Source organism: Clostridioides sp. LIBA-7602, assembly GCF_056688945.1.
The window spans coordinates 432,576-448,375 of sequence record NZ_CP196991.1 but is presented as its reverse complement, the minus strand read 5'-3'; the positions used below and the strand labels follow the sequence as shown (position 1 = coordinate 448,375).

The 15,800-nt window shown below is 29.9% G+C and carries 14 protein-coding genes; 3 read left to right on the top strand and 11 right to left on the bottom strand.

Features of this window, described 5'->3' with window-relative positions:
• Positions 1-322 precede the first annotated feature (322 nt).
• From ACTG45_RS02440 to hadA, 8 genes are all read right to left on the bottom strand, one after another.
• Positions 323-1,954: a sigma-54 interaction domain-containing protein gene (locus ACTG45_RS02440; RefSeq protein WP_021383016.1), complete on the bottom strand. Its 1,632-nt coding sequence runs from the start codon at positions 1,952-1,954 to the stop codon at positions 323-325.
• A gap of 482 nt (positions 1,955-2,436) precedes the next feature.
• Entirely contained in the window at positions 2,437-3,474 is a 1,038-nt protein-coding gene (locus tag ACTG45_RS02435; protein ID WP_021382901.1) for an electron transfer flavoprotein subunit alpha/FixB family protein, read from the bottom strand.
• An 18-nt stretch (positions 3,475-3,492) separates the two neighbouring features.
• Positions 3,493-4,278, bottom strand: coding sequence for an electron transfer flavoprotein subunit beta (gene etfB / locus ACTG45_RS02430; RefSeq protein WP_021382957.1), 786 nt, complete (start codon positions 4,276-4,278; stop codon positions 3,493-3,495).
• Between the two features lie 32 nt (positions 4,279-4,310).
• Positions 4,311-5,444, bottom strand: coding sequence for a putative isocaproyl-CoA dehydrogenase AcdB (gene acdB / locus ACTG45_RS02425; RefSeq protein ID WP_021382942.1), 1,134 nt, complete (start codon positions 5,442-5,444; stop codon positions 4,311-4,313).
• Between the two features lie 47 nt (positions 5,445-5,491).
• Positions 5,492-6,619: a (R)-2-hydroxyisocaproyl-CoA dehydratase subunit beta gene (gene hadC / locus ACTG45_RS02420; protein ID WP_479918014.1), complete on the bottom strand. Its 1,128-nt coding sequence runs from the start codon at positions 6,617-6,619 to the stop codon at positions 5,492-5,494.
• Positions 6,619-7,845 (bottom strand): (R)-2-hydroxyisocaproyl-CoA dehydratase subunit alpha, encoded by a 1,227-nt coding sequence (gene hadB, locus ACTG45_RS02415; protein ID WP_021382983.1) that lies wholly within the window; start codon positions 7,843-7,845, stop codon positions 6,619-6,621. Before hadB ends, hadC begins: the two co-directional genes overlap by 1 nt.
• A 14-nt stretch (positions 7,846-7,859) precedes the next feature.
• Positions 7,860-8,660, bottom strand: coding sequence for a 2-hydroxyisocaproyl-CoA dehydratase activator HadI (hadI, locus tag ACTG45_RS02410; protein WP_021382982.1), 801 nt, complete (start codon positions 8,658-8,660; stop codon positions 7,860-7,862).
• 38 nt (positions 8,661-8,698) lie between these two features.
• Positions 8,699-9,898, bottom strand: coding sequence for an isocaprenoyl-CoA:2-hydroxyisocaproate CoA-transferase HadA (hadA, locus tag ACTG45_RS02405; RefSeq protein ID WP_021382914.1), 1,200 nt, complete (start codon positions 9,896-9,898; stop codon positions 8,699-8,701).
• A gap of 685 nt (positions 9,899-10,583) precedes the next feature.
• Here hadA and ACTG45_RS02400 point away from each other — a divergent pair.
• The 3 genes from ACTG45_RS02400 to ACTG45_RS02390 all read left to right on the top strand — a co-directional run bounded on the left by ACTG45_RS02400 (position 10,584) and on the right by ACTG45_RS02390 (position 13,065).
• Positions 10,584-11,582: a D-2-hydroxyacid dehydrogenase gene (locus tag ACTG45_RS02400; protein WP_021382911.1), complete on the top strand. Its 999-nt coding sequence runs from the start codon at positions 10,584-10,586 to the stop codon at positions 11,580-11,582.
• Positions 11,583-11,914: 332 nt separating this feature from the next.
• Complete coding sequence (locus ACTG45_RS02395; protein ID WP_021382968.1) at positions 11,915-12,442, top strand: TIGR04002 family protein; 528 nt, start codon at positions 11,915-11,917, stop codon at positions 12,440-12,442.
• A 26-nt stretch (positions 12,443-12,468) separates the two neighbouring features.
• Positions 12,469-13,065 (top strand): TIGR04100 family radical SAM protein, encoded by a 597-nt coding sequence (locus ACTG45_RS02390; RefSeq protein ID WP_021382917.1) that lies wholly within the window; start codon positions 12,469-12,471, stop codon positions 13,063-13,065.
• 184 nt (positions 13,066-13,249) lie between these two features.
• Here ACTG45_RS02390 and ACTG45_RS02385 read toward each other — a convergent pair whose 3' ends face one another.
• The 3 genes from ACTG45_RS02385 to ACTG45_RS02375 all read right to left on the bottom strand — a co-directional run bounded on the left by ACTG45_RS02385 (position 13,250) and on the right by ACTG45_RS02375 (position 15,793).
• Entirely contained in the window at positions 13,250-14,113 is an 864-nt protein-coding gene (locus ACTG45_RS02385; protein WP_479919729.1) for a GRP family sugar transporter, read from the bottom strand.
• Positions 14,114-14,165: 52 nt separating this feature from the next.
• The gene (locus ACTG45_RS02380) at positions 14,166-15,098 is read right to left on the bottom strand and encodes a D-aminoacyl-tRNA deacylase (protein ID WP_479919728.1); all 933 of its coding nucleotides are present in this window, start codon (positions 15,096-15,098) and stop codon (positions 14,166-14,168) included.
• Between the two features lie 143 nt (positions 15,099-15,241).
• On the bottom strand, positions 15,242-15,793 hold the full coding sequence (locus tag ACTG45_RS02375; protein WP_479919727.1) for a helix-turn-helix domain-containing protein: 552 nt from the start codon (positions 15,791-15,793) through the stop codon (positions 15,242-15,244).
• Positions 15,794-15,800 lie beyond the last annotated feature (7 nt).

Below are 15,800 nucleotides of genomic sequence, written 5' to 3'. Positions count from 1 at the left end.
ATTTTCTTAAGAATACTATAAAAATGTTTATTGAATGTTTATGTGCTAATACAAAAAACACTTTTAGCAATAAGACTCCTTACTACGATTGGTGTAATTATAAATGTATTATTCAGTCTAGTAGATTCTTACTTTTTTAGAAGACTGGAACAAGTCAGATGAGTACAACATCTACAGTACTTCTACCAAAAAACAAAAAAATATTACTGGAATCAAAACTTCCAGCAATATTTAATAATAAAAAATATATTTACATAAATCTATGTACATTTTCCTAATAAGTTATATCTTATCAATTCTAATTACCTTACTAAACTAATAACTACACATGAATGTGTCCACTCTTTATCTTTCTATGAATGGTAGAAGGATATATACCTATAACTTCAGCAGCCTTTGTTATTGAACCATACTTATTTATAGCTTTACTTATCATCATCTGGTCTACTATTTTATATGCATCATTAAGATTCATAATTCCATTTACCACTATTGGTGATAAATCATCTGTTTCATTATCAATCATATCTAGGTTTATAAGCATATTAAATTCATCTTCTCCAATTATATTTTTAGCTGATAAAACTACGAATCTTTCAATGATATTTTTCAATTCTCTTATGTTACCTGGCCAAGAATATTCTTCCAATAATTCAATAACCTTAGGTGAAACTTCTACTTCTCTATTATACTTTTCATTGTAAAGTTTTAAGAAATAATTTACTAATGGTACTATATCTTCTTTTCTCTCTCTAAGTGGTGGTATTTTTACTGGGATAACACTCAATCTATAGTACAAATCTTGTCTAAATTTAAGGTTGTTTCTAAGGTCTTCATGAGAAATATTAGTAGCACTTATGTACCTAACATCTATCTTTATAGGTTTGCTACCACCTATTCTAGTAATCGTATTTTCTTGTATAACTCTAAGTAATTTTTTTTGCATCTGCATTGGTAACTCACCTATCTCATCCAAAAAGATAGTTCCACCATTTGCCTCTTCAAAAAGTCCCTTTTTACCTTTTTTCTTAGCTCCAGTAAAAGAACCTTCTTCATATCCAAAAAACTCTGATTCTAATAGTTCATTTGGTATAGCTCCACAGTTTATTGCAATAAAAGGCTTTTCCCTTCTCGAACTATACTTATATATCGTTCTTGCTATTATTTCTTTTCCTACACCTGATTCTCCATTTATAAATATAGAAGAATCTGACGCTGCAGCTCTCTTTACAACTTTTTTTATGTTGTCCATAATCTTACTTTGACTTATATACTCTGTATCCTCTGACATATCACTATATCTTATCTGAGATTCAAGCTTAATGACCCTTGAAATATCTCTTCCTGTAAGTACTCCTCCTGTAAGTTTTCCTTTAGAGTCCCATCTTGGAACTGCTGTATAGGCAATAAGTTTTCCATCAGGATAAACGATATTTCTATAAATCTTTTTCTTCACTTTGAGCATATTTAATATTATTGGTTCTTCTACTAATCCTTGTCTTACAAGGTCTGTTATATTTCTACCAAGTACTTCAGTTCTTTTAAAAGGTAATATCTCATCACTAACATTATTCATCTTTTCAATTACCCCATCTTTGTTAAATACAACGACAACTTCATCTATATGTTCTATTATATCCTCAACTACTTTATCCGATATTACAGATTTCTCAAATAAATAAACTATAGTATTTTCATTATTATTATCTTTCATATTGTATATATGTGCAGTCATTCTTAATTCTCTGAAAGCTATTTTCTTTTTACTCTCTGTCAGAATTTCTTTTTTGTCAAAGTTAGAATCTAATTCATTTATATTTTTAGGCTTTTTTATATCTAGAAAACTAAAAATACTATCTATTAGATGATTACAATATATTATTTCGCCTGATTCCTTACATAAAATAGCTGGATTTTCTACATGTTCTATAAGCCCTATTAAGTTATTATCCATTAATATTCGCACCTTTCATTAAGTAATTTATTGAACTACATACAAAATTTATTGTTTGCTTACAATAAATACCATTAGCACATACAACCAACTCCTTGTAATATTTGTCTTTTTAAATAGCTTTCTTCATTAAAATGTAACTAAGATATAATTTTAATGATTATAGTTTGTTAAAAATTTCATTTTGCTTTTAATTGTATTTTATCACACATTTAGTAATTATTTGTCTATTTAGTACAATTTAATTAAATTTAAGATTTATTTTAAAAAACAAAGATAATCCTTATAGAATATAACTCACATTTTGTAAGCAATACACATATAAGGATTATCCAAATTATCTTGTATTATAAAATTTTATTCAAACAGACTTTTTAATAACTGACAAATACACACTAGCAATAACTTATCAAAGGGTTAATAATTATGTTACTAACTAATAAGACTTATTCAATCAGTAATATTTATATAATTTGTGTCTATTAAGCTTTTATAGCTTCTAATAAATCATCAACGCTATCTAATTTATCTATAAGCATTGGTACTATTTCATGTAAATCTCCAACTACTCCATAATCAGCGATTTCTAAAATTGGAGCTGCTGGGTTTTTGTTTATAGCAATTATGAAATCTGATGATTGCATACCTGCTAAATGTTGTATTGCTCCTGATATACCACAAGCTATGTATAGGTTTGGTTTAACAGTAGTTCCTGTTTGACCTACTTGGTGAGAATGGTCTATCCATCCAGCATCTACAGCTGCACGAGAAGAACCAACTACTCCACCTAATTTGTCAGCTAATTTCTTAAGCATTTCAAATCCTTCTGGTCCACCTAATCCTAAACCACCTGATACTATAACATTTGCATCTGTAAGAGATACTAAATCTTTTTTAGTTTTAACTGTTTCTAAAACAGTAGTTCTTATATCATCTTGAGTTATTTTATAGTCTAATGCTATAACTTCACCAGTTCTTGTTTCGTCTTGTTCAGCTTTATCCATAACACCAGGTCTAACTGTAGACATTTGAGGTCTATGGTTTGGACATATGATTGTAGCCATTATGTTTCCACCAAATGCTGGACGAGTTTGTTTTATTTTCTTATCTTCTGGGTCTATTTCTAACTTAGTACAGTCAGCTGTTAATCCAGTTCCAACTCTTGAAGCTATTCTAGGTGCTAAATCTCTACCTATATGAGTTGCTCCGAAAAGCATTATTTCTGGTTTTATTTCATCTATTGCATCTTTTATTACTTTTGTATATGCATCAGTTGTATATTTTTCTAAAAGAGCATCATCTGCAACATAAACTTTATCTGCTCCAAAAGTGATTAACTCTTTAGCTAATCCATCAACATCTTTTCCTAATAATACTGCACAAAGCTCAGCATCTACTTCTGTAGCTAATTTTCTTCCTTCTCCTAATAATTCGATAACTACTGGAGCTATTTTTCCTTCTCTTTGTTCTGCAAATATCCATACGTTTTTATAAGAACTTAAATCTTTTATATCATTCATAGTTTGTACTCCTCCAACTTATATAATGTGCTTTTGTTTTAGACCGATTATTATTTTGTTAGCTATTTCATCAGCTTTACCTTCTAAGATTTCTCCTTTTCCTCTTGGGTCAGGAGTAAATGATCTAAATACTTTAGTTGGTGATGCTTTTAAACCAACCTCTTCTTTATTTACATCTAAATCATCAATTGTCCAAACTTTTACATCATGTTTATATGCTTTTACTATTTTATCAACAGACATGTATCTAGGTGCATTTAACTCTTTTACTGCTGTTAAAAGTACAGGTGTACTTACTTTTATTAATTCATATCCATCTTCTAATTGTCTTTGAACTATTATGTCTTTTCCTTCTATTTTGAAGTCTTGTACATATGTAACTTGAGGAATGTCTAATTTTTCTGCAATTTGTGGTCCAACTTGTGCAGTATCTCCATCTATTGCTTGTCTTCCTGCAAATATTATGTCATAGTCTCCTACTTTAGCTATCCCTGCTGCAATAGTATTTGATGTAGCCCAAGTATCAGCTCCTCCAAATGCTCTATCACTTAATAATATTGCATCATCAGCACCCATAGCTAAACACTCTCTTAGCATAAAGTCAGCTTGAGGAGGTCCCATTGTTATAACTGTTATAGTTACATCATCATGCTCATCTTTAATTTTTAAAGCTTCCTCTAATGCGTTAGCATCATCTGGATTTAATATACTTGGAACCCCATCTCTTATAAGAGTACCTGTTTCTTTATTTATTCTTACTTCGTTAGTATCTGGAACTTGTTTTACGCAAACTAATATTTTCAAAGTCTATACCTCCAATTTCATTAGATTATTTATTATTTTAATACGTTTGATGAAATTACCATTTTTTGAACTTCTGATGTACCTTCGTATATTGATACGATTCTAGCGTCTCTGTACATTCTTTCGATTTCATAATCTTTTATGAATCCATATCCACCGTGAAGTTGTAATGCTTTATAAGCAACTTCATTTGCAACTTCTGCTGCATAGTATTTAGCCATTGCAGATTCTTGAGCAACTCTCATTCCTGCATCTCTCTTTTGTGCTGCATCATAAACTAATCCTCTAGCTGCACAAACTTTTGTTTCCATATCAGCTATAGTAAATTGAGTGTTTTGGAATTTAGCGATAGGCTTACCAAATTGAACTCTTTGTTTTGTATATTTAACAGCTTCATCTAAAGCACCTTGAGCAATTCCTAGAGCTAAGGCAGCAACACCTATTCTACCTACTTCTAAAGTACCCATTGCTATTTTAAATCCATTACCTTCTTTTCCTATAAGGTTTTCTTTTGGAACTTTAACATTTTCAAATATTAAGTCAGAAGTTTCAGTTCCTCTTATACCCATTTTATCTTCATGAGCTCCTGTTGAGAAACCATCCCATTTACTTTCTACTATAAATGCTGATGTACCTCTAAGACCTTTACTTCTATCTGTAACTGCTATTACTATAGCTATGTCGCAGAATGGTCCATTAGTTATGAAAGTTTTTCTACCATTTAATATATAGTGGTCTCCAACTAATTCTGCTGTTGTTTGTTGCCCACCAGCATCAGAACCAGCTCCTGGCTCAGTTAAACCAAATGCTCCTATTAATTCACCTGTTGCTAAACCTTTTAAGTATTTTTGTTTTTGCTCTTCAGTACCATTGTAAAGTATTGGTAATGTAGCAAGAGAAGAACCTGCTGTAACGAAAGTAGCTGTTGATGCACATCTTCTAGCTATTTCTTCCATTATGATAGCATAAGAAACATATCCTGCTCCCCCACCACCATACTCTTCTGGAATATTACTGCTTATAAATTTTGTTTCAGCTAATTTTTTGATTAATTCCTTAGGCATTACACCTGTTTTATCCATTTCTGCTGGCAAAGTGTCTAATTCTTTACTAACAAAATCTCTTACTGCTTTTCTTAAAAGTTCTTGTTCTTTGTTATATAACATAGCTTCCTCCAATTTTCACATTTTATAGTAAATTTATTTTAATGAACTTACGCTAAACTCATCATCTCAGCAAAAGTTTGAATACGAGTTCTGGCTTGTTCATTATTCTGAGTTTGTTGGTCAATTTCAACATATAAAGTAGGTATTCCACTATCTTCTATATCTTTTCTAACTAAAGGATAATCGTATTCTTCTGGGTCACAGAATTTCATCATACAGAAGATAACACCATCTATATCTTTCTTTTTAACTTCATCTACTATAAGTGACCCACGTTTTTTCTTAGGGTCATAAGCTAATGAACATCCTTCTATATTTGACCATTGTCTTGCTAATCTTTCTAACGCATCATCACCTGCTGGTACATCTGTTCTGAATTGTCTTGTTTCCTGAGCTAAATCATCTGCTACAACTGATATATTGTTGTCTTCTAAAATATCTAATATATCTTTAGAATCAGCTACTATACCTGTTAATAAAACTTTCTTTCCAGAACAGACTTCTTCTGGCATAGCATTTAATTTTGCTATTAATTCTTTTACTAATTCAGTGTGCTCTTCTTTTCTCATAAAGAATCCACTTTTGATTACTAAGCTTCTTACTGATGGTTTTATAGTATTAGAATGTTTATAAGCTACTTCAACAAAGTCTCTCATAGTTTTTCTATGTTCATTGTAAACTTCTATACTTTCATGAATTTTTGCTTCTTCTATTTCATAACCACATATTTCTTCAAGCTCTCTTTTCACACCTTTGTACTCACTGATTAGGTATTTTACACCAGCTTCAAGTTTTCTATTTTGTGGGTGTACTAATGATATATATTTTATATGAGGTACTGCTGATTTCCAGTTTTGTCCTAGACAAATTAGTGTATCACACATACCTGGTATAATAACTCCAGATAATTCATCATAAGCACCTTTTAATCCATATTCTAAACATGATTGCATTATTGAACATGCAAATGCAGGGAAATATTGTTTAGCTAAATCTAATTCTGTTTGTCCTCCCCATATACCAACTGGAAGCATTCCAGCTGCATGTATAATCTCTTCTGGGCAGTAAACTGGGAAACAACCTATAGCTTTTTTACCAGTTTCACTTTTATATCTTTTTACAGCCGCATTTGGATTTTCAACTACTTCTTTCATTTTAGATAAAATAGCTTCCATTATATCTCACCTCTATTAAGTTTTTTTCTTTCTTCCATTACTTCAACTAAACCTTGAATTCTTGTTTCAAACTGAGCATTAGTAAAAGCTCTAGGGTCTGCTTGATCACCATCAAATCCAGCATATGGTAATCCAGTTTCTTCAGCTGCTCTTCTTTGCATTTCATATTGTATTAAACTCATAAGTTTACAGCTTCTGTTCATATGATAGAATGCTCCATCACATTTACCATCTACTAAAGAATCAACTCTATATTTTGTCATACGGTCTAAGTTTACGTTGTTAAACATAGTACTGTATGCTACTGCCATTCCATCTAAATCATTAACTTCATATTGTAATGCCCAAGCATGTGGGTAAACACTACCTGTCATGTTAACTCCAAATTTAGCTAATGTTTTCATTTTGTATCCTATATATGGCCAACAAGGTATACCTTCCATCATTATTCTGTATTTTTCTTCTCCTCTGAAAGAAGATTTACCAGTTTTCATGTTGTCCTCTAATTCTTCTATAAGTAATTTAAATGCTTCTGTAGTTTCTTTTTTACCTCTAGCACAAACTATTACAGCCATGTAAGTAAATAAGTCAAATCCATTCATTGGTGAAGGTGAAGAATCTGCTGGTAAACTCATAGAGTATTTCCATAGTCTTCCGTTTTCAGCTGATATTTTCATTACTTCTTCAAACTTCTTAGGGTCAAATTTCTTCCCTGATATAATTTCTAATTGCTTTATAGCTTCTTCAAATTGAGCTTTTATATAGTCAATTCTTGATTGAGTAACTTCATCTTCATTATTGAAAGTTGTATCAATCATTATTAGAGGTATATCTAATTCTCTTGAAATATTTTCATACCATTTTATAACTTGGTTACATATATTGTTACAGCAAAGTAGGAAATCTGGAGCTGGCATATCTAAAGCTTCACAGCCTCCATTTTCTAAAAGACCAAAATTTGTTCTTGCATATGCACATAGGTCGATAGAATATCCTTTAGATTCAGCCATTTCACATAACTCTAAAGAACCTTTTTTAGCCGCTACCCCAGCTGCTTGATTTTCTGGATATAATACGTTTAAGTCAAATACTTCTGCTAATTCTTGAGGAAATACTGATGTTGACCAACCTACAGGTCTTCCTTCTTCTTTAGCTTTAAATGCATTTGCATATTGTTCAGCTAATAAATCATTTATTACTACTCTAGCTTCTTTTTTTTCAGACATTTTCATCCCTCTTTTTATATATTTTTCACTTCTTTTTGTGATGTTTTTGCTTCATCAAAAGCGTATAACGCTGCTCCTAAAGCACCCGTTAATTGAGGTATATCAGGTACAATAATTTCTGTGTTGATTTCTCTTGCCATGGCTCTTACGATGCCACTATTTCTAGCAACTCCACCAACCATAACTACATTTCTTTGTACTCCTATTCTTTTTACTAGGCTAGAAACTCTCTTTGCTACTGAAGTATGAATACCTGCCACTATATCTTCAATTTTTGCATTTTCAGATAAATGTGATATAACCTCAGACTCTGCAAATACTGTACATGTACTGCTTATTGATACTTCATTTTGAGAATTCATAGATATACTTCCGAGTTCAGATACATCAACCTCTATTATCTTTGCCATTACATCTAAAAATCTTCCTGTACCTGCAGCACACTTGTCATTCATAAGAAAGTTTAGTAGTCTTCCATTATTATCTAACTTTAATACCTTTGCATCTTGACCACCTATGTCAATAATGGTTCTTGTCTCTGGAATTATGAAGTTTACTCCCCTGGCATGACAGCTTAATTCACTTATTTGCTTATCAGCATCTGAATAATTCATTCTTCCATATCCTGTAACTACCACTTTTTCAATATCTTCTCTTGCAAGACCAGTCTTGCCATATAATTTTTCTAAAACTCTTGATGGTCCAGTAGTCCCAGTACCAGAAGATATTGTCTCATAAGCTACAATATCTTCTCCATCTTTTAAAATTACTCCCTTTGATGCAGTTGAACCTATATCTAATCCCATTGTGTACATCTTTAGCATTCTCCTTTTATTAAATCTAGAATTACTAATTAGTATCTTACAACTTTACTATCTTTGAAGCTGTTTATTTTTTCTTCATCATAGCCTAAAGATTTTAATACTTCTACAGTATGTTGACCTACTTTTGGTGCTGGTGTATAATCTTTAATTCCTTCATTTCTAAACATAACTGGAGTATTAACTAAGACACCTGTATTTCCGCTATCATATTCTTTCTTAAATAAGAAGTCATTTGCCCAAGCTTGTTCGTCGTCTAATAAATCTTCACAGCTTTGGATTTTTTCAAATGGTAAGTCTGCTTCTTCTAATAAAGCTGACCACTCGTCTAATGTTTTTTCTAACATAGCTTCTCCAACTATCTTAACTAAACCTTCAACATGATTAACCATTGAATCTATGTTATTGTATCTATCATCTTCTAATATATATTCTCTATTTATAACCTTACAGAATTTACCTAACCACTTATTGTATTGTATTAAAGCTAATTGAATCCATCTTCCATCTTTACATTTATATGTAGTCATTAATGGACTGTTTGGATTTTCTCTTGATAAAGGCATTTCATTTCCGTATTGTGCTGTTGTTATCATTGTTCCCATTCCATATATAGCAGTATGGAAAAGACTTACTGTTACTCTTTCACCTTTACCAGTTTGACCTTTTTTATGTAATGCTGCTAAACTTCCTGCTGCTAATGCTAGACCTGCATAATGGTCACCAAATCCTGCTGCTGTATTTGCTGGAGATGTTCCTTTTTCCATAACAGATTGGCTAACTCCTCCTCTTGCGAAGTATGCAGTGTAGTCAAATCCTGGTTTATCTTTTAAAGGTCCTTTTTCACCATATCCTAATATTTGAGAGAATATTAATCCTGGATATTTATCTTTTATTTGGTCATAAGCTATTCCCATTTTTTCTAATGCTTGAACTCTAACATTAGTTACAAATATATCTGCTTCTGATAATAATTTATGTAGTATTTCTACTCCTTCTTTTGATTTTACATTAATACTTACACCCTTTTTATTTCCATTTTCTAATTCAAACATAGGGTTTTCATCATCTGATGCTGGAGATTTAAATGTTCCACCCATAACTCTTATTCCATCACCTTCTATAGGTTCAATCTTAATAACCTCTGCACCCCAGTCACCTAACATTTTTGCACAACATGGTGCTGCGATGAAACTTGAAAGTTCTACTACTTTAACTCCTTCTAAAAGCATAACGTTTTCCTCCTTAATAGTATCAATTATAAAATTTCGATTAACTCACTCATAAAATACTTTAAATACTTTTTTCTGATATTAACTATTTGATGTCAAAGTTCCTAATCTTATCTAAAATAACTTAAAAATTATTAAAATTATTTTTTATTGTTTTATTGTCTTACACCTATATTGTTAAGCATTTATCGTGCCAACTTTATATTTAAGCAAAATATCGCTTGATTTGAATGTTTTTTAACAATATGCAATTAAATTATTTTTTCCAAATCGTGGCATTATGCAACTCTCCATTGCATTTTGCTATTCTTTCTATGCATATAAAAGTTTTTTTTATATATTTTTTTGTGAAAAAGCTTGACATTTCAAAAAAAGTTTTCATTGCTAAACTCAAAAACACATGTTATCATTGTAATTAATCAGCAAGTTAGTTAACTAATTTCAAACTTAGATAAATTTTTAATAATATTTAATCTAAAAAATAACAATTTCTTTGATAAATTTTTAAAGCAATTATTACATTAAATAAAAAATAACTAAATATCGAAATATGACAGGGAAAACAATTTCAAAACTAAATTTTTAACCTTAAAAATTTTGTATAAAAAACATAGCCTTATATGTTACATATTATTTCTAAATGAAAGATTACCATATAATTTAATAATTACAGGAGGGTATTGATATGAAAATACTAGTATTTGGAGCACGCGATTATGAAGAACCAGTAATAAAACAATGGTCTGAAGAGCATAAGGATGTTCAAGTGGATATTTATCCTGAAAACATGACTGAAGAAAACGTGGTTAAAGCTAAAGGATATGATGGTATATCTATACAACAAACTAACTATATAGATAACCCTTATATTTATGAGACTTTAAAAGATGCTGGAGTTAAAGTTATAGCTTCAAGAACTGCAGGAATGGATATGATACATTTTGGTTTAGTTAATGAAAATGGGCTTATTGTTACTAATGTTCCTTCTTATTCACCTAATGCAATAGCTGAATTAGCTGTTACTCAAGCTATGAACCTTTTAAGAAAAACTCCTTTAGTAAAGAAAAAAGTCTGTGAAGGTGACTATCGTTGGATAGCTGAACTTCTTGGAACAGAAGTTAGATCTATTACAGTAGGTGTTATAGGTACTGGAAAAATAGGTGCTACTTCTGCAAGATTATTCAAAGGCTTAGGGGCTAACGTAATTGCATTTGACCAATATCCAAATAATGATTTAAATGATATATTAACTTACAAAGATACTTTAGAAGACCTTTTAAAAGAAGCTGACCTTATAACATTACATACTCCTTTACTTGAAGGAACAAAACATATGATAAACAAAGATACTCTAGCTATAATGAAGGATGGAGCTTATATAGTAAATACTGGACGTGGTGGTTTAATTAAGACAGGGGACTTAATAGAAGCACTAGAATCAGGAAAAATCAGAGCTGCTGCCCTTGATACATTTGAAACAGAAGGATTATTCTTAAATAAAAAGATGAATCCAGGTGAATTAACTGACCCAGAAATAAACAAACTTCTTTCTATGGAACAAGTTATATTCACTCATCACCTTGGCTTCTTCACTAGTACAGCGATAGAAAATATAGTTTATTCTAGTTTAAGTAGTGCTGTAGAAGTTATAGAAACAGGAACTGCTACTAATAGAGTAAATTAGTATTTTATAAATATATTTTTTTATTAATTAGCTATTATCTAACAAAATAGCCTTTAATTTCCCAAATATAAGAGAGTCCACTCAATGGACTCTCTTATATTATTTTTTATATCATTTCATTACCTCTAATACATTCCATATTATGTTTATACTTATCCTATTTTGACTATTACTCTATTATATTTTTCTATTTATATACATTTGAATGGGTACAATCTGTGTTTTGCAAAAAAAACGCCAAACAAACTATGAAAATTGTATGATTAATATTAATATATGTATAAGAAAACATTACAATTATGTTAGTTCTGGATTTCTAGGGAGGGAGTATATTGGAAAAAATGAATAAAGTTACTTCTAAAAAAACGACCTATATTGTTACTTCTGCGTTATTTGCATCCATAATATGTTTGACAATAGCGTATATACTACATATCCCAGTCGGTGGAAATAATGGATATGTTCATATAGGAGATGCTTTTATTTATCTAGCTGCAACTATTTTACCAACAAACTATGCTATAGCAGCCTCTGCAATAGGTGCTGGTCTAGCTGATTTATCTACAGGTGCTGCTATTTGGGTAATACCAACTATAATCATAAAGCCAATACTTGTATTATTTTTCACTTCTAAAAGCGACAAGATAATAAATAAAAGAAATATAGTTGCTTCTATTGTAGCAGGTATAGTGGGGTTAGTCTTATACATGTTTGCTGAAGGAGTAATCATTGGAAGTTTTACAAGTGCATTTGTAATGAGCTTACTTGGTTTATTACAGCCAATAGGAAGTTTTATTGTCTTTATAATTTTAGGTATAGCACTCGATAAACTTGATTTTAAAAGACGTTATTTTAATTAAGAATTTAAATTTATGGAGGGAAAATTATGAATATCTTATATACAATTGAAAATAGTATCTATGTAAATATAACTAATACATGTCCATGTAGTTGTGTTTTTTGCATAAGAAATGAAAAAGATGAAGTAGCAAATAGTGGTAGTCTATGGTTGGAACATGAACCAAGTATAGACGAGGTAAAAGAAGCTTTCAACAAATACAATTTAGACGATTACGATGAAATTGTATTTTGTGGATATGGCGAACCATTAATGAGAATAAATGAATTAATAGAAGTTGCTAAGTTTATAAAAGAAAAAAGCAACATAAAGACAAGAATAAATACAAATGGTCTAAGTGATTTAATACACAATAAAAAAACAGCTATTCTATTAAAAGATGTTATAGATGCAGTATCAATAAGTCTTAATGCTCCAAATAAAGAAGCTTATAACAGGGTTACACAACCAAAGTTTGGAGAAAAATCATTTGATTATATGTTAGATTTTGCTAGAGATTGCAAAAAACATATAAAAGATGTAGCTTTTTCCGTAGTAGATGAAATATCTCCAGAAGAAATAGAAGAATCTAAGCAATTAGCAAAAGAACTTGATATCCCACTAAGAGTTAGACATAAGAACTAATGATTGTAAGATTCATATTATAAGATATAAAAATCAATATAATCAAAATAGGGAATATAAACGAATTTATCTAAATAAATATGTTTGTATTCCCTATTTATTAACTATGTATTGGCTATTTATCAAACTGCTTTTAATTATCATACTTCTTGATTACTTCTTTTTATATTACTTAATATAATGATTAAAGCAACAGTAGCCATCCGCCAATTAGTATTAAAATTGAACCTGGTATCTTTTCTTTTATATTTTCTTTGAATATAAAATGAGCAAGTATCAAAGTTATTATCATAGACACCTGAGAAAATGGTTCAGCTATACTAAGTTCTAGATTATTTAAAGCGATTAATAATGCTAAATAAGAATATCCATTAATAGCACCACTTACAATTGAAAGACCCTTTTTATTCCTAAAAATCTCATAAATTACTTTTTGCTTCTTTTTAAATGCTAAGAATACAAATAGATTTAATCCCACAAAGAAATAAAGTATAGTCGAATATAGTATAGGAGATACTTGCACAAAAAAAGCCTTATCCAACACTCTCCCTACTGATTGTAAAAATATGTACAAAAACATTAATCTACATGGCAAGTTGTTAAAAATTACAGATACATTTTTTAAAAAAGAACTTACTTTTTTTAATATGAACACTCCACCAATCATAACTATGATTCCTGCAACTTTTGCTAAACTTAAACCTTCACCTAAAAATATAACTGATAAAAGTAATAGAAACAATGAATTTAAACTATTTATTGGAGTCACAAGTGAAACTTCACCAGTTGCTAAAGATGTCACATATGCTACTGAGCCAATTGAATAAACTAAGCTACTTATATAACATGGTATTAAAAATGACCAATCACTAACTCTATCCATTATACTAAATGGCAATAAACATACTCCCCCAATAAAGAAAAATAGAAATGATGAAGCTATATTTTTATAAATATCACCTTCTTCATCACCTAATAACCTTACAACTACTCTCTCAAAAGCTAATAGAACTACTCTAATTAATAATGCAAAATAAGATAATATCATTTTTGACCTCACTTAAAAATTAATCTGACTTATTATTATATTGATTGTATAATTACCATATAGGCAAATCTTTTGGATTTTTTAATATTTTATGTTTAAATACAGGTACATTAAGTTTTTCACCTAGTTTACGGCATTGCTCTTTATAAGTACCTTTTAATTTATCATGAAAAACTATACCATCAATTCCACCTTCAATACTATTTACACACTTCTCTAATTTCTCAAATCCAGATTCATCATCATACATTCCACTTACAATCCACTGATTTGGCAGTACATGTCCAATTGATATGTTGTATTCTTTATTTTTTATAACATCTGCAAAAGATTTTTCAAAATGTACTCCTCCAACACACAATAGAGTTTTTAAAGGTTCATCATTATCAAATACTCTAACCAGTGCTTTTGCTAATACTTGTATTGCTATCTTATTATTAAAACTGTCACTACTACTTCCTATCTCAATGTCTAACATAGGTACAGAATATTCTGTAATTAATTTAGACACTTCTCCATATGTTGTTCCAGACCAATGAGTTGCCTCTGTTAATGTAGTAAATTCATCAAGTGAGTTTTCATTTTTTATATCTTCAATTGCATTAATTAGATTTTTAAAATATTTTGGATTTGAGTTTCCAAACTCTCCTGTTGGTACATCTCCAATTGTATGAGCTGTTAAAATATGCTCTGGAGCATTTTCTCCTTCATGCCAATTTACAACTCCTGCGAAATCAAAATTTTTAAAATGCTTATTTAAAATTGGCAGATAATATTTATAGTCATGGCTTATTACATCTTTTGTCTTTACAAACTGAAATAAATTGTTATTTTTATCTGTAAATTCCAATACAAAGTTATCATCAACAATAATATTAGTTTGTTTTAAATCCATTATTTCCCTGCAACAATTAAAAACATTGCTAGCTACTGGGTCTCTATTTAAATCATTACAAAAGAAGAAAACAGCTTTTTTATTATTCATATATGAATCACGCTCCTTATTTAAATATATTTTCATTATATACCTTTACTTTTTATCACTCTAAATACATTACTTCACTATATTATTTATACAGTAAGATACCCTCTTGTAATATACTATTTTGATTCTATTTATAATGGTGTTTACACATAATATACTACCATACTCATTTTAGCTATCCCCTTACCTGAATTTCTATATATATGTGATACATCTGCTTTAAACCTTATAGAATTTCCACTACACACAACATAATCTTCTCCATTTATTTTAATAGTTATCTCACCACTAAAAACAGTGATAAACTCTTGTGTCCCTGCAAGTTCAGCATTTGAATCTAAACTTCCACCCTCTTCTATTTCAATCATAAATATCTCAAATCTTCTTTTGGAATCAAAAGGAAATATTGGATAGCTTATATATTTTCCATTATCTTCAATAAAATGGTCTACATCACTTTTTTGAACCAATTCTATATCACTTTCCTGTCTCTCCATCAATGATGTAAATGAGATTTTTAGTCCATTAGTTATTTTCTTTAAAGTAGATATAGTAGGATTTACCTCACATTTTTCTATTTGAGACAACATACTCTTGCTCACTCCACTAAGTTGAGCAATCTTATCTAAACTAAGATGTTTTTCTTTCCTTATTTTTTTTAAATTCTCAGAAATTATTTCATTTAAATTTTGCATAAATTTT

What these genes read in the sequence shown, in the direction of transcription:
- ACTG45_RS02440 (WP_021383016.1), bottom strand. Translation starts at nt 1,954, where the DNA reads ATGGATAATAACTTAATAGGGCTTATAGAACATGTAGAAAATCCAGCT.
- ACTG45_RS02435 (WP_021382901.1), bottom strand. Translation starts at nt 3,474, where the DNA reads ATGAATGATATAAAAGATTTAAGTTCTTATAAAAACGTATGGATATTT.
- acdB (WP_021382942.1), bottom strand. Translation starts at nt 5,444, where the DNA reads ATGTTATATAACAAAGAACAAGAACTTTTAAGAAAAGCAGTAAGAGAT.
- hadC (WP_479918014.1), bottom strand. Translation starts at nt 6,619, where the DNA reads ATGGAAGCTATTTTATCTAAAATGAAAGAAGTAGTTGAAAATCCAAAT.
- hadB (WP_021382983.1), bottom strand. Translation starts at nt 7,845, where the DNA reads ATGTCTGAAAAAAAAGAAGCTAGAGTAGTAATAAATGATTTATTAGCT.
- hadI (WP_021382982.1), bottom strand. Translation starts at nt 8,660, where the DNA reads ATGTACACAATGGGATTAGATATAGGTTCAACTGCATCAAAGGGAGTA.
- hadA (WP_021382914.1), bottom strand. Translation starts at nt 9,898, where the DNA reads ATGCTTTTAGAAGGAGTTAAAGTAGTAGAACTTTCAAGTTTCATCGCA.
- ACTG45_RS02400 (WP_021382911.1), top strand. Translation starts at nt 10,584, where the DNA reads ATGAAAATACTAGTATTTGGAGCACGCGATTATGAAGAACCAGTAATA.
- ACTG45_RS02390 (WP_021382917.1), top strand. Translation starts at nt 12,469, where the DNA reads ATGAATATCTTATATACAATTGAAAATAGTATCTATGTAAATATAACT.
- ACTG45_RS02385 (WP_479919729.1), bottom strand. Translation starts at nt 14,113, where the DNA reads ATGATATTATCTTATTTTGCATTATTAATTAGAGTAGTTCTATTAGCT.
- ACTG45_RS02380 (WP_479919728.1), bottom strand. Translation starts at nt 15,098, where the DNA reads ATGAATAATAAAAAAGCTGTTTTCTTCTTTTGTAATGATTTAAATAGA.
- ACTG45_RS02375 (WP_479919727.1), bottom strand. Translation starts at nt 15,793, where the DNA reads ATGCAAAATTTAAATGAAATAATTTCTGAGAATTTAAAAAAAATAAGG.